The organism is Mesorhizobium sp. M0496 (assembly GCF_040321205.1).
In the GTDB taxonomy this organism is placed as follows: Bacteria; Pseudomonadota; Alphaproteobacteria; order Rhizobiales; family Rhizobiaceae; genus Mesorhizobium.
The window spans coordinates 88,341-113,046 of sequence record NZ_JAMYRC010000013.1; the positions used below are offsets into that span (position 1 = coordinate 88,341).

The following is a 24,706-nucleotide window of genomic DNA, read 5'->3' on the forward strand; positions in this document are numbered from 1 at the left end:
ACGGATGATCCTTTTCCCAGCCATCGACCTCAAGGACGGCCAATGCGTGCGCCTCAAGCACGGCGACATGGCCACCGCGACCATCTACAATGACGACCCGGCAGCCCAGGCCAAAGCCTTCGAGCAGCAGGGCTTCGAGTGGCTGCATGTCGTCGACCTCAATGGCGCCTTCCAGGGCCAGAGCGTCAACAGTGCGGCGGTCGGCGCCATCCTCAAGGCGACGAAAAACCCGGTGCAGCTCGGCGGTGGCATCCGCACGCTGGCGCAGATCGAGGACTGGCTCGATCGCGGGCTGGCCCGCGTCATCCTCGGCACGGTGGCGGTGCGCGATCCCGACCTGGTCAAGCAAGCTTGCAAGACGTTTCCGGGCAAGGTGGCCGTCGGCATCGATGCCAAGGGCGGCAAGGTCGCCGTCGAGGGCTGGGCCGAGGCGTCGAGCCTCGGCGTTATCGAACTGGCGAAGAAATTCGAGGGCGCCGGCGTCGCCGCCATCATCTATACCGACATCGACCGTGACGGCGTCCTGACCGGCATCAACTGGGATGCCACCATCGACCTCGCCGACGCCGTGTCGATCCCGGTCATCGCGTCCGGCGGCCTCGCATCGATCGCCGACATCGTGCGCATGACCATGCCCGATGCGCAGAAGCTCGAAGGCGCCATCTCCGGCCGCGCGCTCTATGACGGCCGCATCGATCCGGCCGAGGCTCTGGCGATCCTGCAGGGCAAGGCGGAGACGCGGACGTGAACATCTCCATCATCCTGGCCTCCTATGATAGCGGCCATTACCATGGCGGCATGGGCCAGGGTCCGGATGCGCTGATATCAGGCGGGCTTGTCGACGCCCTGACGATGGCCGGCCACGATGTGATGGTCGAGGATATCGGCAAGGTTGGAGATGCCCAGGAGCGCGAAATCGCCACCGGCTTTGCTGTCTGCAACGCGGTTGCGACCGAGGTTCGCCTTGCCCGTGACGCCGGTCGGTTTCCCATCGTCCTTGCCGGAAACTGCCTGACCAGCGCCGGCGCGGTCGCCGGCGAGGACGCCGATGCGATCATCTGGGCCGACCAGCACGGCGACCTCAACACGCCCGAGACATCCACATACGGCTTTCTCGACGGCATGGCGCTGGCGACGGTGCTTGGCCTGTGCTGGCGGCCGATGGCGGCGGCCATCCCCGGCTTCAAGCCGATCGATCCCTCACGCTGTGTGCTCGTCAACGCGCGCGACCTCGATCCGGCGGAAAAGCAACTCCTCGAAACATTGCCGATAATCCGGACGGAATGCCCCGGAGTGGCCCAGGCGACCGAAAGACTGAAGGTCGCCGGTGCCAAACGCGTGCACATGCATCTCGACATGGACGTACACGATCCCCGGGAGTTGCAGGCCAACCGCTATGTCAGTTCCGGCGGGCCGAGCCCGGAACAGTTGCGCGACGCCACTTGCGCCATGGCACTTGCGGTGCCGGTCGTCGGCATCACCGTCTCCGCCTACGATCCGGCTTTCGACGCGCAGGGCGACGTCCCGCCGCTGGTCGGTCAGTTGCTCAACGATCTCATCGCCACGATAGAGGGCCGCTGATGCTCAAAGCCCGTGTCATCCCCTGCCTCGACGTCAAGAACGGTCGCGTCGTCAAGGGCGTCAACTTCGTCGATCTCATCGACGCCGGCGATCCAGTCGAGGCGGCCAAGGCCTATGACGCGGCTGGCGCCGACGAACTCTGCTTTCTCGACATCACCGCTTCGTCGGACAATCGCGAGACCATCTTCGACATCGTCGCCCGCACCGCCGAACAATGCTTCATGCCGCTGACCGTCGGCGGCGGCGTGCGCCAGGTCGCCGACATCAGGAAGCTGCTGCTGGCTGGCGCCGACAAGGTGTCGATCAACACGGCGGCGGTGAAGAACCCGGATTTCGTCGCCGAGGCGGCCGACAAGTTCGGCAACCAGTGCATCGTCGTCGCCATCGACGCCAAGAAGGTGTCTGGCACCGGCGAGGCCGATCGCTGGGAGATATTCACCCATGGCGGGCGCGAGAAGACCGGCATCGACGCGGTCGAATTCGCTCGGCTGATGGTCGATCGCGGCGCCGGCGAGATCCTGCTGACGTCGATGGACCGAGACGGCACCAAGGCCGGCTACGACATCGCACTGACCCGCGCCATTGCCCACGCGGTGCGCGCGCCGGTGATCGCTTCCGGCGGGGTCGGCACGCTGGATCACATGGTCGAAGGCATTCGCGATGGCCATGCCGGCGCGGTGCTGGCGGCCTCCATCTTCCATTTCGGCACCTACACGATAGCGCAGGCCAAGGCGCATATGGCCGCCGCGGGGCTGCCGATGCGGCTGGACTCCCTCGGTAATCGGTCCTAAAGCATGATCCCGAAAAATGGGAACCGGTTTTCGGAAAAAGATCATGCTTAAACAAGCAGATAGATGACGGTCATGACAGAGTTTTCGCTATCCGACCTGGAAAAGATCATCGGGGAACGCGCCCATTCCGGTGATCCGGACTCCTGGACCGCAAACCTGTTTGCGCGCGGCATCGACAAGGCGGCGCAGAAGCTCGGTGAAGAAGCGGTCGAGACTGTCATTGCCGCCGTCAAGGGCGATAAGCAGGCCCTCGTTTCGGAAAGTGCCGATCTTGTATATCATTGGCTCGTCGTTCTCGGCCTCTCCGGGGTTCCGCTGAGCGAGGTGCTTAGGGAACTCGAAGGCCGCACCAGGCGTTCGGGCATCGCCGAGAAGGCGTCACGGCCCAAGGGCTGACCGCGAGGAGGGCAGGTATCTCGATGGATCAGCTCGCGCCAACCGAGAAATATTCCCCCTTTCGTTTCTTCTCCGCCGAGCAATGGTCGCAATTCCGCGCCGACACGCCATTGACGCTGAGCGCGGACGAATTCCGCCGCCTGCGTTCGCTCAACGACCCGATCGACCTCGAAGAGGTCAAGCGCATCTATCTGTCGCTGTCGCGGCTTTTGTCCGCGCATGTCGAGGCGAGCCAGCTGCTGTTCAGGCAACGCCAGGCCTTCTTCAACGCGGTGGACATCGTCAAGACGCCTTTCATCATCGGCATTGCCGGTTCCGTCGCGGTCGGCAAATCGACCACGGCGCGCGTGTTGAAGGAGCTGTTGGCGCGTTGGCCGTCGAGCCCCAAGGTCGACCTCATCACCACCGACGGCTTCCTGCTGCCCAACGAGGTGCTGCGCCGCGAGAACCTGATGGAACGCAAGGGTTTTCCAGACAGCTACGACGTCGGCGCGCTGCTGCGCTTCCTCTCGGGCATCAAGTCGGCGCTGCCCGATGTCCGCGCGCCGGTCTATTCGCACCTGACCTATGACGTCATTCCCGGCGAGTTCGTCACCATCGACCGGCCCGACATCCTGATCTTCGAAGGCATCAATGTCCTGCAGCCAGGCAAGCTGCCGCAGGACGGCAAGATCGTGCCCTTCCTGTCGGATTTCTTCGACTTCGCCATCTATATCGACGCCGACGAGAAGCTGATCCACAATTGGTACATCTCCCGCTTCATGCGGCTGCGCGAGACCGCCTTCCGCAACCCGGACTCCTTCTTTCACCGCTATTCGCAGCTCTCGGAGGGTTCGGCGCGCGCCATCGCCGAAGGCCTGTGGACGAACATCAATCTGAAGAATCTGCGCGAAAACATCCTGCCGACGCGGGCCCGCGCCGACTTGATCCTGCGCAAGGGCGCCGACCATCTCGTTGAGGAAGTGGCGCTCAGGAAGCTGTGACGGCCGGCTTCGTCACCCGTCGCAGCGTCAGGTTGATGCGGCCGCCATTTTTCAGCAGCGCCGAGGTCGAGGGATAGATCCGATCGACGCCGTGAAAGCACAGCCGCCCCTCGCCGCCGAGCACCACGACATCGCCGCTTTTCAGTCGGAACGACTTGGTGGCACCATCGCGCGTCGCCCCCTCGCCCGTCACTTGGCCGACCCGGAACAGGCAGTCGTCGCCGAGCGAGACGGAAACCACCGGCGCCGAAAAATCGGCCTCGTCGCGGTCCTGGTGCAGGCCCATTTTTGCTTCCGGCGTATAGAAATTGACCAGGCACGCCTCAGGCGGATGCGGATAGCCAGAGACCTGCCGCCACAGCTCGAGCAATGCCTCCGGGATTGGCGGCCATGGCGCTCCGGTCACCGGATGGGTCGGCTGGTAGCGGTAGCCCTGCTCCTTGTCGGTGACCCAGCCGAGCGGGCCGCAATTGGTCATGCGAACGCTCATCTCCTTGCCGGTGCGCGGCATGGCCGGCACGAACAGCGGCGCCTGCTGCACGATATTTCTCACCTCCTCGACCAGCGCTTCCTGCACGCTGCGTGACAGGTAAGCCGGCATGTGGCGGACGCCTTTGGGCAGGACAAGCACGGATTCGGTCACCTCGCGAAGAGTTCGGAACCGTAAAATGTCACGATCGAATGAAAACGGCGACCCGAAAGCCGCCGCTCATGCCTAATTCGCAGTTCGCCCCGATCAGGCCAGGTCCGGTATCCGCAGCACCTGGCCCGGATAGATCTTGTCGGGATGGGTCAGCATCGGCTTGTTGGCCTCGAAGATGACCGTGTTCTTGACACCCTTGCCCTTGCCGTAGCTCTTCTCGGCGATCTTCCAGAGATTGTCGCCCTTCTGGACAGTATAGAAGGTGGGTTCCTTGGCTGGGGCCGCGGTCTTGCCGGCCTCTGGCGCGACCTGCAATTCGTCCGCCTGCACCTTGGAGACGCCAAGCGTGTTGCCGACGGCGATGACCGCCTTTTCGAAGATCGACTGGTCCTTGACCACACCCTTGAGTACTGCCGTATCACCCTTGACGACGACCTCGACGCCATCGGTGCCGAGCTTGTGCGAATCGAGCTCCTTCTTGAGTGTATCGGCCGTGGGTGCGGCTTCTTCGTCGCCGCCGATGCCCAGTTTCTTGCCGACGCTCTTGACGAAATCGAACATGCCCATCTTTGGTCTCCCTTGCTGTGGCAATGAGGGAACCTTGCATCTGCGATGCGAAATGGGAAGTCGTTTTGAGCGCGTTATTGGTGTGGTGCTTAATCGTTCTCCACCCGGCCGCGTAGTTTCTTGATCGTGCCGCGTCCGGCCTTGCTCTTCAGCCGCCGCTCCACGGCGCCCTTCGACGGCCGCGTCTTCTTGCGCGGCGGCGGCGGCGGTTCGGCGGCCTTGGCGACCAGCGCCGTAAGCCGTGCGCGTGCGTCCGCCCGGTTCTGTTCCTGGGTGCGGAAGCGGCCTGCCTCGATGACGATGACACCGTCCTTGGTGGCGCGCTGGCCGGCAAGCTTGATCGCCCGCTCGCGCACGCGCTCCGACAGGCCCGTCGCGTTGGCCGCGTCGAAGCGCAGTTGCACCGCTGTCGCCACCTTGTTGACGTTCTGGCCGCCCGGACCGGACGAACGGATGAAGTCCTCGTGCAGGTCGCCCGGGTAGATCACCGCATCGTCGGATATGATGATGTTGTCGTCGTTCGCCATGCCGCAGTCATGGCGCGGCGGATCGAAAAAGAAAAGGCCCGATCGAAACCGGGCCTTTCAACGATAGCCGAGCCGGATGGCGTGATTACTCCGCCGCTTCCTGCATGCGCGGCGCGGCACCCAGCACCACGGCGTCGACATGGCTTTCGAATTTCTCGAAGTTGACGGCAAACATGCCGACCAGTCTTGTCGCCTGCAGGTCATAGCCGGCCTTGTCCGCCCAGGTCGCCCGAGGGTCCAGAATCATCGGGTCGAGAATGGCGCTGTCGACGCCGCGAACCGCCACCGGCACCTCGAAACCGAAATGCGGGTCGGTGCGGAACTCGGCCGTCTTCAGCGAGCCGTCGAGTGCGGCGGCAAGCAAGGCCCGCGTCGCCTTGATCGGCATCCGCTTGCCGGTGCCGTAGGCGCCGCCGGTCCAGCCGGTGTTGACCAGCCAGCAATCGGCACCATGGCGTGCAATCAGTTCACGCAGCAGATTGCCGTATTCCGATGGATGACGTGGCATGAAGGGGGCACCGAAGCAGGTCGAAAACGTCGCTTCGGGCTCGGTCACGCCCTTTTCGGTCCCGGCCACCTTGGCGGTGTAACCGGACAGGAAATGATACATCGCCTGCGCCGGGCTCAGCCGCGCGATCGGCGGCATCACGCCGAAGGCATCTGCGGTCAGCATGATGATGTTGTTGGGATGGTTGGCGCGTCCGGTCTTGCTGGCGTTGGGGATGAAATCCAGCGGGTAGGCGCAGCGTGTGTTCTCGGTGAGCCTTCCATCGTTGAAATCCGGCACGCCATGGACATCGAGCACGACATTTTCCAGCACGGTGCCGAAGCGCTGCGTGGTGGCAAAGATTTCCGGCTCGGCCTCCGCCGACAGCTTGATCGTCTTGGCGTAGCAGCCGCCTTCGAAATTGAAGATGCCGTGCGGCCCCCAGCCATGCTCGTCGTCGCCGATCAGCGTGCGCGAGGGATCGGCCGAGAGCGTCGTCTTGCCGGTGCCCGACAGGCCGAAGAAGATGGCGGCATCGCCGGCCGCACCCTCATTGGCCGAGCAATGCATCGGCATCACGCCTTTCGCCGGCAGCAGATAGTTGAGCATGGTGAACACCGACTTCTTCATCTCGCCGGCATAGGAGGTGCCACCGATCAGCACGATCTTGCGCGTGAGATCGACGGCGATCACCGTTTCGGTGCGGCTGCCGTGGCGGACGGGATCGGCTCGGAAGGACGGCAGGTCGATGATGGTCATCTCGGGCACGAAATGCTCAAGTTCGGCCGCATTCGGACGGATGAGCAGATTGCGGATGAACAGCGAGTGCCAGGCAAACTCGGTGATCACCCTGGTGGGCAGCTTCAGCTCCTCATCGGCGCCGCCGACCAGATCCTGGACGTAAAGATCCTTGTCCGCGGCATGCGCCCGGAAATCGGCAAGCAGCGTGTCGAACTGGGCCGGCGAGATCGCCTTGTTGTTGTCCCACCAGATATGCGGCTCGGTGGCGCCGTCGCGGACGACGAACTTGTCCTTGGGCGAGCGGCCGGTGTGCTGGCCGGTCTCGGCGACCAGCGCGCCATGTGCGGTCAGCCGGGCTTCGCCGCGCCGGATCGATTCCTCATAAAGCGCGGCTGCACCGAAATTATAGCGCACCATGCCGGTGGTTTTCAGGCCGATATGATCGATCGCGCAGGCGGAATTGCGTTTGCCGACTTCCGACATGGGTGTCCCTTCTGGATTTGCCGCATCTTTGCCGGCACGTTTCCGGCAAGCCCGCACCGCAGGCTGAAATGGTCAGAACCAGAAAAGCCAAATGATATCAAATCATTAATCGATTTAAATATTTTGAAAGTTGTTTAAATCGTTTATATGTGCAAAAAGTTTCGCGGTTGCCCAAAGGATTGGCGATGTTCGTTCGTCCAATCCATATCGAGGTAGGATTGTGGCCGCCGGCAAGCCGCGCGTGACAGCGGACAAGGCCTATGCCACATTTTGTACCTAATTTGTCCTGCAAAAGCCCCTTCTACGAAAGAAGGGACAGCTCATGAGGGAGCCGCTTGAAATGGCAACAATCGCGCTTGTCGATGACGACCGCAACATTCTGACATCGGTGTCGATCGCCCTCGAATCCGAGGGGTATCGCGTCGAGACCTACACGGATGGTGCGTCAGCGCTGGAAGGATTGGCGGCACGCCCGCCGAATCTTGCCATCCTCGACATCAAGATGCCGCGCATGGACGGCATGGAACTGCTGCGCCGGATGCGCCAGAAGTCCGACCTCCCGGTGATCTTCCTGACTTCCAAGGACGACGAGATCGATGAATTGTTCGGCCTCAAGATGGGCGCCGACGATTTCATCCGCAAACCGTTCTCGCAGCGTCTGCTGGTCGAGCGGGTGCGCGCCGTGCTGCGCCGTGCCAGTGCCCGCGAAGCCGCGGCCAAGACACCAAGCCAAGCGGCCCGCTCGCTCGAGCGCGGTCAGCTTGTCATGGACCAGGAGCGCCATACCTGCACTTGGAAGGGCGAGCCGGTGACGCTCACGGTCACCGAATTCCTCATCCTGCATTCGCTGGCGCAGCGTCCCGGTGTCGTAAAAAGCCGTGATGCGCTGATGGATTCGGCCTATGATGAACAGGTCTATGTCGACGACCGCACCATCGACAGCCACATCAAGCGGCTGCGCAAGAAGTTCAAGGCCGTCGACGACGACTTCGAGATGATCGAAACCCTTTACGGAGTCGGATACCGGTTCCGCGAAGCGTAAGTTAGCAGGGACTGCTATTCGATGGCAGTGGAAGCACAGCGAAGCAGACCGGCGGGCGCCTCCAGGCGGCCGTCGCGGATCATGCCGTCTTTCGTGTCGAAGATCACGGTGCCGATGCGCCGCTTCCTCGGCCATCATATCTTTTCCAGCCTGACGCGGCGTATCCTCTTCCTCAACCTTGCCGGCCTTGCCGTCCTGGTGACCGGCATCCTCTATCTCAACACCTTCCGCGACGGGCTGATCGACGCCCGCGTCGAAAGCCTGATGACCCAGGGCGAGATCATCGCCGGCGCGATCGCCGCGTCGGCGACGGTCGAGACGGACTCGATCAGCATCGACCCGGAAAAGCTGCTTGAGCTGCAGGCCGGCGAAAGCCTGGGACCGGGCTCCGACCAACTCGACAATCTCGACTTCCCGATCAACCCGGAGCGCGTCGCGCCGGTGCTGAGAAGGTTGATCTCGCCGACCCGGACCCGCGCCCGCATCTATGACCGCGACGCCAATCTGCTGCTCGATTCGCGCCATCTCTATTCGCGCGGCCAGATCCTGCGCTACGACCTGCCGCCGGTCGAAGAGGAAGAGCCCGACCTGGTCGAGCGCATCCAGAAATTCGTCTTCGACTTCTTCCGCAACACCGAGCTGCCGGTCTATCACGAGCAGCCGGGCGGCAATGGCGCCGCCTTCCCGGAAGTGGTCAAGGCGCTCACCGGCAGCCCGTCTACCATCGTTCGCGTCTCGGAACAGGGCGAGCAGATCGTTTCCGTGGCGGTGCCGATCCAGCGCTTCCGCGCCGTTCTTGGCGTGCTGATGCTGTCGACCGAAGGCGGCGACATCGACAAGATCGTTGCCGCCGAGCGCAAGGCCATCCTGCGCGTCTTCGGCATCGCGGCCTTGGTCACCGCCATCCTGTCGCTGCTGCTCGCCTCCACCATCGCCAATCCGCTGCGCCGGCTGTCGGCGGCGGCCGTGCGGGTGCGGCGCGGCGTCAAGAGCCGTGAGGAAATCCCCGACTTTTCCGACCGCCAGGACGAGATCGGCAATCTGTCGATCGCCATACGCGACATGACCAACGCGCTCTACGCCCGCATCGAGGCGATCGAAAGCTTTGCGGCAGATGTGTCGCATGAATTGAAGAACCCGCTGACGTCGCTGCGCAGCGCGGTGGAAACCTTGCCGCTGGCCAAGAACGACGATTCGCGCGGCCGTTTGATGGACATCATCCAGCACGATGTCAGGCGGCTGGACCGGCTCATCACCGATATTTCCGACGCCTCACGCCTTGATGCGGAGCTCGCGCGCGAAGATGCCGGGAACGTCGACCTGAAGAAATTCATCACCGATCTCGTCGCCGTTTCGCGTGAAGCCACGCGCAACAAGAAGGCGGTCGAGATCGAGTTCAAGGTCGCCAAACTGCCGCAAGGCGTCAAAGGCTATTTCGTCGTTGGCCATGATCTGCGCATCGGCCAGGTCATCACCAATTTGATCGAGAACGCCCGCTCCTTCGTTCCCGAGGACCATGGCCACATCGGCCTGTCGCTGGCGCGCGCCGGCAAGTTCAACATTGTCACCGTCGACGACAATGGTCCCGGCATCCGCGCCGACAACATCGACCGCATCTTCGAACGCTTCTACACCGACCGGCCGGCCGGCGAGGCGTTCGGCCAGAATTCCGGCCTTGGCCTGTCGATATCCAGGCAGATCGTCGAGGCCCATGGCGGCACGCTGACCGCCGAGAACATCCCGGGCACCAAACCCGGCGAGATCAAGGGTGCGCGCTTTGTCGTGACGCTGCCGGCCGAAGCATGATCCCGAAAAGTGGAAACCGGTTTTCGGACAAGATCATCATGCTTCATCCAAAAACATGATCGTGCAAGATCGTGCCTGATTCAGTTGCACAGCCTGAAAACATTCACGGAACCGCGATCCTGATCGGCGAGCGCGGCGTCCTTATCACCGGGCCGTCCGGCGCCGGCAAGACGACGCTGGCGCTGACACTCCTGGACCATTGCCGCGCGCGCGGGCTGTTCTCGCGGCTGATCGGCGACGACAGGCTGCTTGCCGCGGCCCGCGCCGGGCGGCTGGTCTGTCGCGTGCCGGCGACCATCGCCGGTCTCGCCGAAGTACCTGGGTTCATGCCGCGCCCGCTGCCGTTTGAGCCGGGCGGAGTGATCGACCTGCATGTGAGGCTGGTGCCCAAGGCAGAGATGGCCCGTTTCCAGGAGGAAATCAGCGAGCCGGTCGCAGGCTGCCCGGTGCCGCGTATCGACCTCGCCGAGCGTAACGCTGCCACGGCCTTGCCGGCCGTGATGGCGCGGCTGTCGATCGCGCCTTTTCTATGATCCGCCCCGGCTTTTTTGCTGCAATGCGTCAAAATGGCATGGGCCTGCGCAATTTTGGGCTTGTCAACGGGCCGCGCGTCGACAAGATAGCGCTCCCGCCGCCAGGAATGGCTGGCGAGCATAATATGCGCCTGTGAAGCGGCGATGACGGGAGCCACCAAAGAATGATCGGACTCGTGCTTGTAACGCACGGTCAACTGGCCGCCGAGTTTCGACATGCCGTGGAACATGTCGTCGGGCCACAAGACAATTTCGAAACCGTGGCGATCGGCGCCGACGACGATATGGAGCAGCGTCGCCGCGACATCGTCGATGCGGTTGCCCGTGTCGACACCGGGACAGGCGTCATCGTGCTGACCGACATGTTCGGCGGCACGCCCTCCAATCTCGCTATCTCGGTGATGGAATCGGGCCGCACGGAGGTGATCGCCGGCATGAACCTGCCGATGCTGATCAAGCTCTCCTCGATCCGCAAGGGCGACAATATGGCGGCCGCCCTCGACGAGGCTCAGGCGGCCGGCCGCAAATACATCAATGTCGCCAGCCAGCTTTTGAGCAGCAAATGAACGCGCTGTACCCGGAAAAAGATCATATTGCCAAAGATACGATCACCAGGGACTTTCCCATCATCAACCAGCGCGGCCTGCACGCGCGCGCCTCGGCGAAGTTCGTCCAGCTGGCCAGCGGTTTCGACGCTTCGGTGCATGTCGAGAAGGACGGCGTCAAAGTCGGCGGCACCTCGATCATGGGCCTGATGATGCTGGCGGCAAGCCCCGGCTACTCGATCCGTGTTACCGCCAGCGGACCGGAGGCCCGGCAGGTCATCGACGCCCTTGAGCAGCTGGTGGCGTCTCGTTTCGGCGAGGAAAGCTGATCCGGTGCATCGCAAATGCATGTCCGAGAGACATGCACGAATAAAGATTTCTTTATATCCCATTGTCGTCTTCGCCCCGATCTGCTAGTCAGGCCGGCAATTCGCGCCCTTCGACGCGCCGGCCGGCGTGGGCGCATCCGCTACCAATTCGCAGCACAACATTCGCAGGGAGTACTACCATGACGGGTAGCAAGGACTATGTGGTCGCCGACATCTCGCTTGCCGGCTGGGGCCGCAAGGAAATCGAGATCGCCGAAACCGAAATGCCGGGCCTGATGGCCAGCCGCGAGGAATTCGGCGACAAGAAGCCGCTCAAGGGCGCGCGCGTCACCGGCTCGCTGCACATGACCATCCAGACGGCGGTGCTGATCGAGACGCTGAAGGCGCTCGGCGCCGATATCCGCTGGGCCTCCTGCAACATCTTCTCGACCCAGGATCACGCGGCCGCGGCCATTGCCGAGGCTGGCATCCCGGTGTTTGCCGTCAAGGGTGAGAGCCTCGAGCAGTACTGGGACTACACCGACAAGATCTTCCAGTGGACCGACGGCGGCCTTTCCAACATGATCCTCGATGATGGCGGCGACGCCACCATGTACATTCTGATCGGCGCGCGCGCCGAGGCCGGCGAGGACGTGCTGTCCAACCCGCAGAGCGAGGAGGAGGAGTACTTCTACGCCCAGGTCAAGAAGCGCCTGAAGGCCTCGCCCGGCTTCTTCACTAAGCAGAAGGCGGCGATCCGCGGCGTCACCGAAGAGACGACGACCGGCGTCAACCGGCTTTACCAGCTGCAGAAGAAGGGCCTGCTGCCCTTCCCCGCCATCAACGTCAACGACTCGGTCACCAAGTCGAAGTTCGACAACAAGTATGGCTGCAAGGAATCGCTCGTCGACGGCATCCGTCGCGGCACCGACACGATGATGGCCGGCAAGGTCGCGGTCGTCTGCGGTTATGGCGACGTCGGCAAGGGCTCGTCGGCCTCGCTCAAGGGTGCCGGCGCCCGCGTCAAGGTCACCGAGGTCGATCCGATCTGCGCCCTGCAGGCGGCGATGGACGGTTTTGAAGTCGTCACGCTGGAAGACGCGGCTCCGACCGCCGACATCGTCATCACCACCACCGGCAACAAGGATGTCGTTACCCTCGACCACATGCGTTCGATGAAGGACATGGTGATCGTCGGCAACATCGGCCACTTCGACAACGAGATCCAGGTGGCTTCGCTGCGCAACCTGAAATGGACCAACGTCAAACCGCAGGTCGACATGATCACCTTCCCGGACGGCAAGCGGATGATCCTTTTGTCGGAAGGCCGTTTGCTCAATCTGGGCAACGCCACCGGTCACCCGAGCTTCGTCATGTCGGCGTCCTTCACCAACCAGGTGCTGGCCCAGATCGAGCTGTACACCAAGCCCGGCCAGTACGAGAACCAGGTCTACGTCCTGCCCAAGCACCTCGATGAAAAGGTCGCGCGCCTGCATCTCGACAAGCTTGGCGCCCGCCTGACCGAATTGTCCGGTGAGCAGGCCGCCTATATCGGCGTCACCCAGCAGGGGCCGTTCAAGCCGGAACACTACCGCTATTAACCAAAGCTAAAATTACTACCAGATATTGAGGCCGGGCGATTGACTTTTCGCCCGGCTTTATTTTTGCGCGCCATCAGCCTTCACGCCGATTCGGCGAGGGTTTATTGTCAGGTGATTCGGCGATGCTTCCGGCCCGAGAGGGGTTCAAGAGAGGTGCGCATCAGGGCGGTCTTGCATTCAGGCGGCGGAGAGGACCAAGACATGCCGGGGCAACACCCGCACAGAGCGGGACGGGCCGTTTCCGGCGGCCATGACGATTCGAGGATCACCGGCTCCGCCTTGCAAAACGGAAGCCTGTCCTGGCGCGCCCGCGCGTCAATCTTCCTTGCCACCTCCGCGCTTGCCGGCCCCTTGGCCGGTGCTGTCGCGCATGCCGAAACCGCTGGTTCCGCCGTCGCCGGATTTTCCATGAGCGCCGTCGAGGTGATGCAGCTTGCGGTGTTTGTCGGTGTGACGGGTGCTGCGCTGATATCGGCGATCGTCCTCATCCGCGAAAGAGCCCGCACCTCGGCGGAAAATGTCGAGCTCAGGAGCCGCCTCGCCGACATCAACGCGGCGCTCCGCCGCTCGGAGGCGCTGCTCAATCTGCGCGACCAGCGCGTGGTCGTCTGGGCCGCGGAAAACAAGAAGCCCGAACTCATCGGCACATTGCCCGTCGAAAGCGGCGCTCCGGAGGACAGGGCGGCTTTTCTTGCTTTCGGCCGCTGGCTGATGCCGCGTTCGGCGGCGGCGCTTGAACATGCCGTTGCGGGATTGCGCGAAAAGGCGAAACCCTTCGACCTCGTCATCGAATCGCAGGCCGGCGCGCCGCTCGAAGTGCATGGCCGCAAGAGTGCGGCGCATGTGCTCGTGCGCTTCGTCTCGCTTTCGGAGACGCAGCGCAGCCAAGCCAGGCTGAAGATCGAGAACCAGCGGTTGGCCGCCGACCATGACACCATGATCGGCCTGCTCGACGCGCTGAACATGCCAGCCTGGCTGCGCAGCGAGGATGGGCGGCTGAAGTGGGTCAACCGCGCCTATGCCGATGCGGTCGAGGCTGAAAATGCCGAAGCCGCGGTACGGGAGGCAAAAGAGTTCCTCGGCGGCCAGGCACGCGACGCAATTGCCGCCCAGCACAAGACGCATCCGGTCTTCGAACAGTCGCTTTCCACCGTGATCGAAGGCGATCGCCGTGTGTTCGCGGTCACCGATTTCGCCGGCAGCGATGGCTCGGCCGGTCTTGCTTGCGACACCAGCGCTATCGAGACGGTTCGCGGCGAATACGAGCGGACCGTCAGGAGCCATGCCGACACGCTCGACCAGCTCAATACGGCGGTCGCCATTTTCGACACCGACGAGAAGCTTCGGTTCTTCAACCAGGCTTTCCAGAAGCTGTGGGGCCTCGACAGTGGTTTCCTGCACAGCGCTCCCGACAATGCGCTGCTGCTCGACCGGCTGCGTAGCGAGGGCAAGATCGCCGAGCAACCTGAATGGCGCCGCTGGAAGGAAGGCCTGCTCAGCGCCTATCGCGCTGTCGAATCCCAGGAACATTGGTGGCATCTGCCGGACGGCAAGACCATCCGCGTCGTCGCCAACCCGCAGCCCAAGGGTGGCGTGACCTGGGTGTTCGAGAACCTGACCGAGAAGATGGACCTCGAAAGCCGCTACCAGACGGCGGTGCGCGTCCAGGGCGAGACGCTCGACAATCTTGCCGAAGGCGTGGCGGTGTTCGGCCCCGACGGCAGGCTTCGTCTGTCGAATCCCGCCTTTGCCACACTCTGGGGTTTGAGCGGTGAAGCCGCCAAGCCCAATGTCCATGTGTCCACGATCCGCGACCTTTGCGACGGGCAGGCGGCGGACAGTCCCTGGCCAAGCTTCGTGGCCGCCGTCACCGGCTTCGACGACGAGCGCCGCGACCGCCACGGCCAGACCGAACTCAACAACGGCAATGTGCTGAGCTACGCCATGATCCCGTTGCCCAACGGGCAAGTGATGATGACCTTCGTCGACGTTACCGACAGCGTCCATGTCGAAAGGGCGCTGAAGGACAAGAACGAGGCGTTGCAAAAGTCCGACCAGCTCAAGAACGAATTCGTCCAGCACGTCTCCTATGAGTTGCGCTCGCCGCTGACCAACATCATCGGCTTCACCGAACTGCTGTCGCAGCCCACGACCGGTCCGCTAACGCAGAAGCAGCACGAATATGTCGAGCATGTCAGCTCGTCGTCCTCAGTCCTGCTCACCATCGTCAACGATATCCTCGACCTAGCGACGGTGGACGCCGGCATCATGCAGCTCGACATTTCCGAGGTACAGGTCGATCGCACCATTGCGGCCGCGGCCGAACTGGTGGCCGACCGGCTGGAAGAGCATTCGATCAGGCTCGAGGTCGACGCCACTGCCGCGCCGAAGACGTTCCACGGCGACGAAATCCGTGTCCGCCAAATACTCTACAATCTGCTCAGCAACGCCGCCAACTACGCGCCGGAAGCCAGCACCATCCGGCTCACTTGCCGCCATCTGGCAGACGGGGTGGAATTCTCGGTTCATGACGACGGCCCCGGCATGCCGCCCGATGTGCTCGATTCGGTGTTCCGCCGTTTCGAGCCGCGCGCCAATGGCGGCCGCCGGCGCGGCGCCGGTCTCGGCCTGTCGATCGTCAAGAGCTTTGTCGAGCTGCATGGCGGCAGCGTTCGCATCGAAACCGGCAAGGACAAGGGTACGACCGTCATCTGCACCTTTCCCGACATGCCGGGCATCCGCGCCGCGGCCGAGTAGCGCGCTCGATGACCGAATTGGTGCTGGAGCGTTTACTCGCCGACGAGACACAGACAGCGCGGCTGGGCGAGGATCTGGCGCTGTCGCTACGCCCGGGTGATGTGCTTGCCCTCAAGGGCGATCTCGGTGCCGGCAAATCCACGCTTGCCCGAGCCTTGATCAGGACCCTGGCCGACGATGCCGGCCTCGATGTGCCGAGCCCGACCTTCACGCTGGTGCAGAGCTACGACACCCGCATTCCGGTCCATCATTTCGATCTCTACCGCCTGTCCTCGGCGGCCGAGATCGATGAGCTCGGCTTCGACGAAGCCCTGACCCAAGGCGCCGCCTTGGTCGAATGGCCGGAACGGGCGGAAGATTATCTGCCGAAAACCACGGTCCTGATCGAACTCATCCAGCATGGCGAGGGCCGGCTGGCGCGGCTGTCGGGGCAGGGTGCTGCCTTCGATCGGGCAGCACGGTCGCTGGCTATGCGCGACTTTCTCGTGAATGCAGGCTGGGGAGAAGCACAGCGCCGCCATTTCATCGGCGATGCCTCGGCCCGCTCCTATGAGATCGTTTCGCTGCCGGACCGGAAGCCGCAAGTGCTGATGAACTCGCCCCGGCTGGTGCTCGGCCCGCCGGTGCGCGACGGCAAGCCCTATGCCGAAATCGCTCATACCGCGCAGTCGGTCTCGGCCTTCGTCGCCATCGACCGTGCCTTGAAGGCCGGCGGCGTCAGCGTTCCGGAAATCCATGCCGAGGATCAGGATCAGGGATTCCTGCTGCTCGAACATCTTGGTTCTGAAGCATTTCTCGGCAGCGATGGCCAGCCGGTGGCGGAGCGCTGCGCGGCGGCGGCCGAGCTGTTGGCCATGATGCATGGCAGGACTTGGCCGCAGCGCCTGGAAACAGGGTTGGGCGGTTTCCACGACGTGCCGCCTTTCGACCGCGACGCCATGATGATCGAAGCCGATCTGCTGGTCGACTGGTACGTGCCGGCGATATCGGGCGGCCCGGCAAGCGACAGCTTGCGCGCCGGCTACCGCAGGGAATGGAACGCGCTATTCGACCGGCTGCAAGGTCGTGAAGTCACGCTGATGCTGCGCGACTTCCATTCGCCCAACATCATCTGGCGTGGCGACCGCTCAGGGCATGACCGGCTGGGAATCGTCGATTTCCAGGATGCGCTGATCGGCCCGTCCGCCTATGACGTCGCCTCGCTCGCCATGGACGCGCGCGTCACCATGTCGCCCGAGATCGAGAAACAGACGCTGGATGCCTATATCGCGGCGCGCCACGCAGCCGGTGCTTTCGACGAAGCAAGTTTCCTGGAATCCTACGCAATCATGGCGGCGCAGCGAAACTCCAAGATCCTCGGCATCTTCGTCCGTCTCGAAAAGCGCGACGGCAAGCCCTATTATCTGAAGCACCTGCCGCGCATTCGCGACTATCTGCGCCGGGCCTTGTCTCATCCGGCGCTCGCAAGCCTGCGGGATTTCTACAACGCCAACGGTTTGCTGGAGGAGCGAGCGCTGTGACAGCAAAACCGGACACTGCCATCGTACTTGCCGCTGGGCTCGGCAAACGCATGCGGCCGATCACCGACACCATTCCCAAGCCGCTGGTCAGGATCGCCGGCAAGACGCTGCTCGACTGGAGCCTCGACAGCCTGGCCGCCGCCGGTGTCGGCAAGGCCGTGGTCAACGTCCATTATTTTCCCGAACAGATCGTCGCCCATGTCGCGGCGCGCCAGTCGCCGAAGATTGTTATCTCCGATGAGAGTGAGAAACTGCTCGATTCCGCCGGCGGCATCGTCAAGGCGTTGCCGGAACTGGGTGAGCAGCCCTTCTACATCCTCAACGCCGACACGTTCTGGATCGACGACGGTCCTCTCAATCTCAAGCGCCTCGCCCTTGCATGGGACGCGGCGAAAATGGATATTCTGCTGATGCTGGCGGATCTCCATCAGGCGACCGGACACTGCGGCAGTACCGATTTCCTGGTAGCGCCGGATGGTGGCTTGCGGCGTTCAAAAGGCGATCCGGCAGGCCTGATCTATGCCGGCGCGGCGATCGTCCATCCGCGCCTGTTCAGGCATGCACCGGCCGGGCCGCACTCGCTCAACGCTTATTTCGACACGGCCATTGCCGCCGGGCGCCTGTTCGGTATGCCGATGCATGGCCACTGGATCACCGTCGGCACACCCGATGCCATTCCGCTCGCCGAAGCGGCGGTCGCCGATGCGTTAATCGAGTCGCAATGAGCGGCTCGAGCCGCGTTTTCTCAATTCCCCCCGGAGCGCCGTTTCTGCCGACGCTTGCCGAGGCGCTGCTTGATGGTCGCCTCGTTCCAGGGTTTCGGTTTGACGGCGACCCGCTCGCTTTGGCCGATGTCACCATCTACGTGCCGACACGCCGCGCCGCGCGCGCCTTGCGGGGTGTCTTCGTCGACAGCCTGGCGGCACGCGGCGGCGGTGGGTCGGCGATCCTGCCGGTCATCCGGCCACTCGGCGAGTTCGATGAGGATGAGGCCGCGTTCGAGACCGAGGCAGCGGCGGCGATCGATCTCGCGCCGCCGATAGCCGCGACTGAGCGCCTGTTGCTGCTGACGCCGCTGGTGCGGGCCTGGAAACGCCGGCTGCCGGCCCATGTCGCCGCCCTTTTCGCCGAGGAGATTGTCATCCCGGCCTCGACCGCCGACGCGATCTGGCTGGCACGCGATCTTGCGGGGCTGATGGACGAGATCGAGACGGAAGGCACGGACTGGGCCAAACTCACCGATCTGGTAACCGGCAACCTTGCCGGATGGTGGCAGGTGACGCTCGAATTCCTCGGCATTGTCACCGATGCCTGGCCGAAATTCCTTGCGGAGAGCGATCGCTCCAATCCGGCCGCGCATCGTAGCGCGCTGATCCGCGCCGAGGCCGTACGGCTGCAGCGCAATCCGCCTGCCGGGCCCGTCATCGCGGCGGGGTCCACCGGCTCCATACCCGCCACCGCCGAACTGCTTGCCGCGATCGCCAGCTTACCCGGCGGCGCCATCGTGCTGCCCGGCCTCGACCGGACGCTGGACGAAGCGTCCTTCCAGGCGATCGCGGCGCCCGGCGCCCGCCCGGCCGTGCTCGGCCACCCGCAATATGGCCTCGCCAGGTTGATCGGCAAGATCGGCGTGCTGCGTGGCGACGTCGAGGAGGTCGGCGCGGCCGAGCCGCAGCTTGCGCTCCGCGCGGCTCTTGTCGGCGAAGCGCTGCGGCCGGCCGAGACCACCGAACTCTGGGCTGAGACACGTGCCGGTTTCCCGGCGTCTGACATTGCCAGCGCCTTCGCCGAGGTGACCTTGCTCGAAGCTGCCAGCGAACGCGATGAAGCCGTCGCCATCGCCGTCGCGCTCAAGCGCGCGGTCGAGGTATCAGGCCAAAGGGCGGCTCTCGTCACCGGCGACCGCGCGCTGGCGCGGCGCGTCTCGATCGAACTCCAGCGCTTCGGCGTCGTCGCCGACGATTCCGGCGGCACCTCGCTCGCCAACACCCCGCCGGCCAGCCTGCTCCGGCTGGCGCTCGAAGCGGTGTTCCGGCCAGGCGATCCGGTTGGCCTGCTGTCGCTGCTCAAGCATCCGCTGCTTGGCCTCGGCCTCGAACGCGCTTATATGCGCCATGCGGCGGAACTGGTCGAACTGGTGGCGCTGCGCGGCGGCACAGGCCGTCCCGACATCGTTTCGTTGCTGGAACTATTCGAAGCCCGCCTCACCGGCCTCGGCAGCGGCAGCCGGCCGCCCTTCTGGTTTTCCCGGTTGACCGTGCGCGCCATCGAAAGCGCGCGGAATTTGCTGGAACGTCTCACGCAAGCACTGGCGCCACTTGCGGCTTTCCGGGGCCAGGATGACGCCGACCTTGCCGCACTGGCCACAGCCAGCGTCGTCGCACTCGAAAATCTCGGCCGCACCGCCGATGGCGGCCTTGGCGAACTCTATGCCGGTGACGCCGGCGAAAAGCTTGCCGAACTGCTGCGCGGACTGGTCGCTGCTTCCGCATCGCTGTCCTTCGCGGCGAGCGAATGGCCAGACGTGATGGCGGCGCTGATCGCGCCAGAAACGGTCAAGCCGGCGCAAGGCACCGACAGGAACATCGCCATCTGGGGCGCGCTGGAAGCGCGCTTGCAGACTGTCGATACGCTGGTTATCGGCGGGCTCAACGAGGGCGTGTGGCCGCGCAAGCCGGAGAGCGACCGCTTCATGTCGCGGCTGATGAAGACCGGTATCGACCTCGAACCGCCGGAACGGCGCATCGGCCTCGCCGCGCATGATTTCCAGATGGCCATGGGGGCGAAGAAGGTGGTGCTGTCCCGCTCGGCGCGTGCCGGCGATGCGCCCGCCGTACCGTCGCGCTGGTTGCAGCGTCTGCTCACCTTCATCGGCAAGGACCAGGGGCTGGAGATACGTCGCCGCGGCGACGAGCTGCTCGCCTGGGCGCGCTCGCTCGACACCGGCCCAAGGCAGGATTTCGCGCCACGGCCGCAGCCGAAACCGCCCTTGTCAGTGCGCCCCGGCCATTTCTCCGTCACCGAGATTGAGACCCTGCGCCGTGATCCATACGCCGTCTACGCAAGACGCGTCCTCGGCCTGATGCCGCTCGACCCGGTCATCCGCGACCCCGGAGCGGCCGAGCGCGGCACGCTGTTCCATGCCATCCTGCATCTGTTCTCGGCACGTGTGGCCGACCCACGAGCGCCCGACGCGCTCGCCGGTCTCATCGCCGCCGGCCGCGCCTGTTTTGCCGAAGCCGCACTTCCGGCTGATGTCGAGGCGGTGTGGTGGCCGCGTTTTGAAAAACTCGCCGCCAACATCATCGAGTGGGAGCGCACGCGCGCCGACGCGGTGATACGGCGGCATGCCGAGGAGCGCGCCGGCAAGACCGTCGTCGGCCAGTCCGGCGTGACGCTGTCCGGCTACGCCGACCGGGTCGACCTGCTGGCCGGCGGCATGGCCGACATATTGGATTACAAGACCGGCTCCTCGCCGTCCAAGGCGCAGGCGCACACGCTGCTGGCGCCGCAACTGGCGCTGGAGGGCGCGCTGCTCAGGCGCGGCGCTTTCAAGGATTTGGGCGCGCGCGAACCCTCGCAACTGGCCTTCATCAGGCTGAAGCCGAATGGCGAAGTGTTCGAGGAATCCATCCTCGAACACAACCGCCAGCCGCGAACCGCGACCGATCTTGCCGAAGAGGCCTTGGCGCGGCTGGAAAAGCTGTTGATCCACTATGCCGACCCGGCGACGGGCTATCTGTCGCGCGCGCTGCCGTTTCGCGAAGGCGAGACCGATGGAGACTACGACCATCTCGCTCGCGTGCTCGAATGGTCGGCTGGCGGCGACGCCGGTGACGAGGGAGGGGAGGCATGAAGAAGGCATATCCCATCCCCAGCGACACCGCGACCAGCCAGGCCCGCGCCGCAGATCCCGGGAATTCCGCCTGGGTGTCGGCGAATGCCGGCTCCGGCAAGACCCATGTGCTGGCCCAGCGCGTCATCCGGCTGCTGCTGCGCGGCACCGACCCGTCGAAGATCCTGTGCCTGACCTACACGCGCGCCGCTGCCGCCAACATGTCGAATCGTGTGTTCTCGACACTGTCGGAATGGACGACGCTCGGTGACGCGGATTTGGCGGCAAAGGTCGAGGCGCTGGAGGATCGCCGGCCCGATATCGAGACCATGCGCCGGGCGCGGCGCCTGTTCGCCGAGGCGCTGGAAACACCCGGCGGGCTGAAGATCCAGACCATCCATGCGTTCTGCGAATCGGTGCTCCACCAGTTCCCGCTGGAAGCCAACATTCCGGCCCATTTCGAGATGCTCGACGGCCAGATGGAGGCATCGCTGTTTGCCGCCGCGCGCCGCGACATGATCTCCGGCACTGCTGCGGGCGACAGGGATCTGGCCGAGGCCTTTGCCACCATACTCGATCGCGGCGGCGAAGCCGGGCTCGACGCCTTGCTGGGCGAGATCGTGCGCAAGCGTGACGGCTTGCGCAATCTTATCGACGCAATTGGCCGCGACGGCACGCGCTTCCAGGCGCTTTTCGACGAATTCCATTTCCGCCCCGGCCAGACCGCCGAGGGCATAGCGGCGTCGGTCTGGCCGTTGCCGGGCTTCCTGCCGGACTATTTTGCCGGCTTTGCCCAGGCCGCCGATGCCACCGATGCGAGAGCGGTGCTGAACAACATCCTGCCCTATGCGCGCCAGGCTTTCGCCGAGGGCGACCCCATTCGCCGTCTGCAATTGCTCGCAAGAGCCTTCCTCAAGACCGATGGCGATGCCTACGACCCGGCGAAGGCCTTCAAGAAAGCTCTGGTCGATCGGCTGCCGGATCTGGCGGAGCGCTATCTCTCGGCGACAAAAGCCATCGTCGAAACCGTCGAACGGCTGGCGCTGTTCCGGATGCTCGAAGGCACGGTTGCCGCGCTGACCATCGCCGACTGGCTGATCGCCCGCTATGAAGTGCTAAAGCGCAGCCGCGGCTTTCTCGACTTCAACGACCTGATCACCCGAACCGTCAACCTTCTGGCGCGGCCCGATGCCGGCCCCTGGGTGCAATACAAGCTCGACCAGGGCATCGACCACATCCTGCTCGATGAGGCGCAGGACACCAGCCCGGATCAATGGGAGGTTGTGAAGCGGCTGGCGGAAGAGTTCTTTGCCGGCTTCGGCGCCCGCGACAATGTCCATCGCACGGTTTTCGCTGTCGGCGACGAGAAGCAGTCCATCTATTCGTTCCAGGGAGCCGCGCCGGATTCCTTCGCCGACAGCCGGCTGTTGTTTGCCGGCAGGGTGCGCGACGCCGAGGCTTCCTTTGCCGACCTCAAGCTGACCTGGTCGTTCCGCTCGACCGACGACGTTTTGGCCGCCGTCGACCGCGTCTTCGCCGATCCCCTCGTGCGGCGCGGCATCAGCCATGATCCCGATCCGCTGAGCCACAAGGCGATCCGCACCGACGCGCCGGGTTATGTCGAGGTGTGGCCGTCGGTTGGTGCCGACGTCGTCGACGAGCCCGACGACTGGACGCAAGCCATCGACCATGCGCATGCGCCGGCGGTGCGCGTCGCCGAAAATGTCGCCGCCACCATTGCCGGCTGGATCGGGTCAGACGAAATCATCGAAGGAAGCGGCAAGCGGCTGCGGCCTGGCGACGTGCTGGTGCTGGTGCGCAAGCGCGACCGCTTCGTCCATGCGCTGACTCGCGCCTTGAAACGCCGCGACATTCCGGTCGCCGGCGCCGACCGGCTGAGCTTGCCCGGTCACATAGCGGTCAAGGACCTGATCGCGCTCGGCCATTTCCTGATCCAGCCGCAGGACGATTTGTCGCTCGCCGCCGTGCTGCGTAGCCCGATATTCGATTTGCCTGAAGAGACGCTGTTCACACTCGCCGCGGAGAGGCCATCTGGCCTGTCATTGATCGCATCGCTGCGCACCCAGGCCGGCGACAGCGAGCGGCTGGCGGCGGTCGTCGCTCGGCTCGATACCTGGGCGAGCGAAGCCGCCTTCAAGCCGGTGTTCGAGTTCTATGCCGGGCTGCTGGCGCGCGATGGCGTGCGCAAAAAGATGATCGCGCGGCTCGGGCCTGAAGCCGGCGACATTCTCGACGAGTTCCTGAGTTTCTGCCTTGCCGAGGAGCGGACCGGCCTGCCGGGGCTGGAAGCGTTCCTGTCGACGTTGGAAAACGCCGGTCCCGAGATCAAGCGCGAGATGGACCAAACCCGCGACGAGGTCCGGGTGATGACCGTGCACGCCGCCAAGGGCCTGGAAGCACCGGTCGTGTTCCTGGTCGATGGCGGTTCCGCCCCGTTCAGCGATCAGCATCTGCCGCGCCTGATGCCCTTCGATGGCTCCGGCGCAAACTGGGACGGCAAGGGCTATCTCTGGCGCTCGGCCAGCGACGTCGCCAATGGCTTTTCCAAAGCAGCGGCAGTGCGGGCCAGAGAACTCGCCGACGACGAATACCGCCGGCTGCTCTATGTCGGCATGACCCGCGCCGAGGACCGGCTGATCGTCTGCGGCTATCACGGCAAGCGGGCACCGAACGCCGGCACCTGGCACTCGATCGTCAGCCGCGCGCTGCTCGGCGCTCCAGAGAGCGAGCAACGTCCCCATCCCGCCGGCGGCGAGCCGGTGCATCGGTTCCATGTCACCAAACTGCCGCCGGTCGCACTGGTATCCAGCGAGCAGGTACGGCAGGCCGACGTTTTCGAGCCTTTGCCGACTGGCCTGTTCCGGCCCCTGCCGCCTTTCGAGGACTTGCCGCGTCCGCTGTCGCCATCCGGCGCCTCGGCGCTGATCGACGAGGGCAAGGAAGCGGTGGTCGACAAGGCTTCGCCGGTGCTGGACACCGATGCGGAGCCTGGCTTTGCCGTGCTGCGAGGGCTTGCCCTGCACAAACTGCTGCAGATGCTGCCTGGCATTGCCGAGCCCGAGCGTCAGGGCGCGGCGGAACGCTACCTCGCACGAACCGGTGCGGAATGGCCTCCGTCAGAGCGGGAGAAGGCCCTGGATTCGGTGACCGCCATCCTTGCCGACGCCAGCTTCGGTCCGCTGTTTGCGCCGTCGTCGCGTGCCGAGGTCGCGATCATGGGCAGCCTGGAGGTCAAGGGCAAAAGGCGCTCGATTTCCGGCAAGATCGACCGGCTGGCGGTGACGCCAGATTCGGTATCGATCGTCGACTACAAGACCAACCGGCCGGCACCCGCCTCTCTGGCCGAGGTCCCGCCGGCCTATGTCCTGCAGCTCGCGCTCTATCGCGCTTTGTTGCAGCCGCTTTATCCCGGACGCGCGGTCAAGGCGGCCCTGCTGTTCACCGAGGCGCCGCGGCTGATCGAGCTGCCGGCCGGTGCCATGGATGACGCCCTTGCTCGACTCACGGGAGCGTGACACAACACCTGCTTGAAGACGGGC

The 24,706-nt window shown here is 64.3% G+C and carries 20 protein-coding genes; 16 read left to right on the forward strand and 4 right to left on the reverse strand.

What is annotated here, in order from left to right; translation table 11 throughout:
- Window positions 1-4: 4 nt before the first annotated feature.
- The 5 genes from hisA (at window position 5) to coaA (ending at window position 3,751) form a co-directional block, all read left to right on the forward strand.
- Window positions 5-748, forward strand: coding sequence for a 1-(5-phosphoribosyl)-5-[(5-phosphoribosylamino)methylideneamino]imidazole-4-carboxamide isomerase (gene hisA / locus NKI73_RS14300; RefSeq protein WP_352630628.1), 744 nt, complete (start codon window positions 5-7; stop codon window positions 746-748).
- Window positions 745-1,581 carry an arginase family protein gene (locus NKI73_RS14305; protein ID WP_352630630.1) on the forward strand — a complete coding sequence of 279 codons (837 nt, stop codon included), beginning with the start codon at window positions 745-747 and terminating at the stop codon, window positions 1,579-1,581. Before hisA ends, NKI73_RS14305 begins: the two co-directional genes overlap by 4 nt.
- Window positions 1,578-2,372: an imidazole glycerol phosphate synthase subunit HisF gene (gene hisF, locus NKI73_RS14310; RefSeq protein ID WP_352630713.1), complete on the forward strand. Its 795-nt coding sequence runs from the start codon at window positions 1,578-1,580 to the stop codon at window positions 2,370-2,372. The genes NKI73_RS14305 and hisF overlap by 4 nt, the downstream gene beginning before the upstream one ends.
- A gap of 72 nt (window positions 2,373-2,444) precedes the next feature.
- Window positions 2,445-2,768 carry a phosphoribosyl-ATP diphosphatase gene (locus tag NKI73_RS14315; RefSeq protein WP_352630632.1) on the forward strand — a complete coding sequence of 108 codons (324 nt, stop codon included), beginning with the start codon at window positions 2,445-2,447 and terminating at the stop codon, window positions 2,766-2,768.
- 23 nt (window positions 2,769-2,791) lie between these two features.
- Entirely contained in the window at window positions 2,792-3,751 is a 960-nt protein-coding gene (gene coaA, locus NKI73_RS14320; protein ID WP_352630634.1) for a type I pantothenate kinase, read from the forward strand.
- Here the strand turns inward: coaA and NKI73_RS14325 are convergent.
- The 4 genes from NKI73_RS14325 to NKI73_RS14340 form a co-directional block, all read right to left on the reverse strand.
- On the reverse strand, window positions 3,738-4,382 hold the full coding sequence (locus tag NKI73_RS14325; RefSeq protein ID WP_352630636.1) for an alpha-ketoglutarate-dependent dioxygenase AlkB family protein: 645 nt from the start codon (window positions 4,380-4,382) through the stop codon (window positions 3,738-3,740). The two genes, coaA and NKI73_RS14325, sit on opposite strands and share 14 nt — an antisense overlap.
- Before the next feature lie 105 nt (window positions 4,383-4,487).
- A complete protein-coding gene (gene lysM, locus NKI73_RS14330) occupies window positions 4,488-4,961 on the reverse strand; it encodes a peptidoglycan-binding protein LysM (protein WP_352630638.1) in 474 nt (157 codons plus the stop codon).
- An 89-nt stretch (window positions 4,962-5,050) separates the two neighbouring features.
- On the reverse strand, window positions 5,051-5,488 hold the full coding sequence (gene arfB, locus NKI73_RS14335; RefSeq protein WP_352630640.1) for an alternative ribosome rescue aminoacyl-tRNA hydrolase ArfB: 438 nt from the start codon (window positions 5,486-5,488) through the stop codon (window positions 5,051-5,053).
- Window positions 5,489-5,573: 85 nt separating this feature from the next.
- On the reverse strand, window positions 5,574-7,199 hold the full coding sequence (locus NKI73_RS14340; protein WP_352630642.1) for a phosphoenolpyruvate carboxykinase: 1,626 nt from the start codon (window positions 7,197-7,199) through the stop codon (window positions 5,574-5,576).
- A 340-nt stretch (window positions 7,200-7,539) separates the two neighbouring features.
- On the opposite strand from NKI73_RS14340, the gene NKI73_RS14345 reads away from it, so the two are divergent.
- From NKI73_RS14345 to addA, 11 genes are all read left to right on the forward strand, one after another.
- A complete protein-coding gene (locus tag NKI73_RS14345; protein WP_352630644.1) occupies window positions 7,540-8,241 on the forward strand; it encodes a response regulator transcription factor in 702 nt (233 codons plus the stop codon).
- Window positions 8,242-8,262: 21 nt separating this feature from the next.
- Complete coding sequence (locus tag NKI73_RS14350; protein WP_352630646.1) at window positions 8,263-10,047, forward strand: sensor histidine kinase; 1,785 nt, start codon at window positions 8,263-8,265, stop codon at window positions 10,045-10,047.
- A 71-nt stretch (window positions 10,048-10,118) separates the two neighbouring features.
- Window positions 10,119-10,580 carry an HPr kinase/phosphorylase gene (locus NKI73_RS14355; protein ID WP_352630647.1) on the forward strand — a complete coding sequence of 154 codons (462 nt, stop codon included), beginning with the start codon at window positions 10,119-10,121 and terminating at the stop codon, window positions 10,578-10,580.
- A 164-nt stretch (window positions 10,581-10,744) separates the two neighbouring features.
- On the forward strand, window positions 10,745-11,146 hold the full coding sequence (locus tag NKI73_RS14360; RefSeq protein ID WP_056589309.1) for a PTS sugar transporter subunit IIA: 402 nt from the start codon (window positions 10,745-10,747) through the stop codon (window positions 11,144-11,146).
- Entirely contained in the window at window positions 11,143-11,454 is a 312-nt protein-coding gene (locus NKI73_RS14365) for an HPr family phosphocarrier protein (RefSeq protein ID WP_352630650.1), read from the forward strand. Before NKI73_RS14360 ends, NKI73_RS14365 begins: the two co-directional genes overlap by 4 nt.
- Window positions 11,455-11,633: 179 nt before the next feature.
- Window positions 11,634-13,034 (forward strand): adenosylhomocysteinase, encoded by a 1,401-nt coding sequence (gene ahcY, locus NKI73_RS14370; protein WP_352630652.1) that lies wholly within the window; start codon window positions 11,634-11,636, stop codon window positions 13,032-13,034.
- A 201-nt stretch (window positions 13,035-13,235) separates the two neighbouring features.
- Entirely contained in the window at window positions 13,236-15,791 is a 2,556-nt protein-coding gene (locus tag NKI73_RS14375; RefSeq protein ID WP_352630654.1) for a sensor histidine kinase, read from the forward strand.
- An 8-nt stretch (window positions 15,792-15,799) separates the two neighbouring features.
- Entirely contained in the window at window positions 15,800-17,311 is a 1,512-nt protein-coding gene (tsaE, locus tag NKI73_RS14380; RefSeq protein ID WP_352630656.1) for a tRNA (adenosine(37)-N6)-threonylcarbamoyltransferase complex ATPase subunit type 1 TsaE, read from the forward strand.
- A complete protein-coding gene (locus NKI73_RS14385; protein WP_352630658.1) occupies window positions 17,308-18,036 on the forward strand; it encodes a nucleotidyltransferase family protein in 729 nt (242 codons plus the stop codon). Before tsaE ends, NKI73_RS14385 begins: the two co-directional genes overlap by 4 nt.
- Window positions 18,033-21,167, forward strand: a complete 3,135-nt coding sequence (gene addB, locus NKI73_RS14390; RefSeq protein WP_352630660.1) for a double-strand break repair protein AddB — start codon at window positions 18,033-18,035, stop codon at window positions 21,165-21,167. The genes NKI73_RS14385 and addB overlap by 4 nt, the downstream gene beginning before the upstream one ends.
- Entirely contained in the window at window positions 21,164-24,682 is a 3,519-nt protein-coding gene (addA, locus tag NKI73_RS14395) for a double-strand break repair helicase AddA (RefSeq protein ID WP_352630662.1), read from the forward strand. Before addB ends, addA begins: the two co-directional genes overlap by 4 nt.
- The last annotated feature ends 24 nt before the right edge of the window (window positions 24,683-24,706 follow it).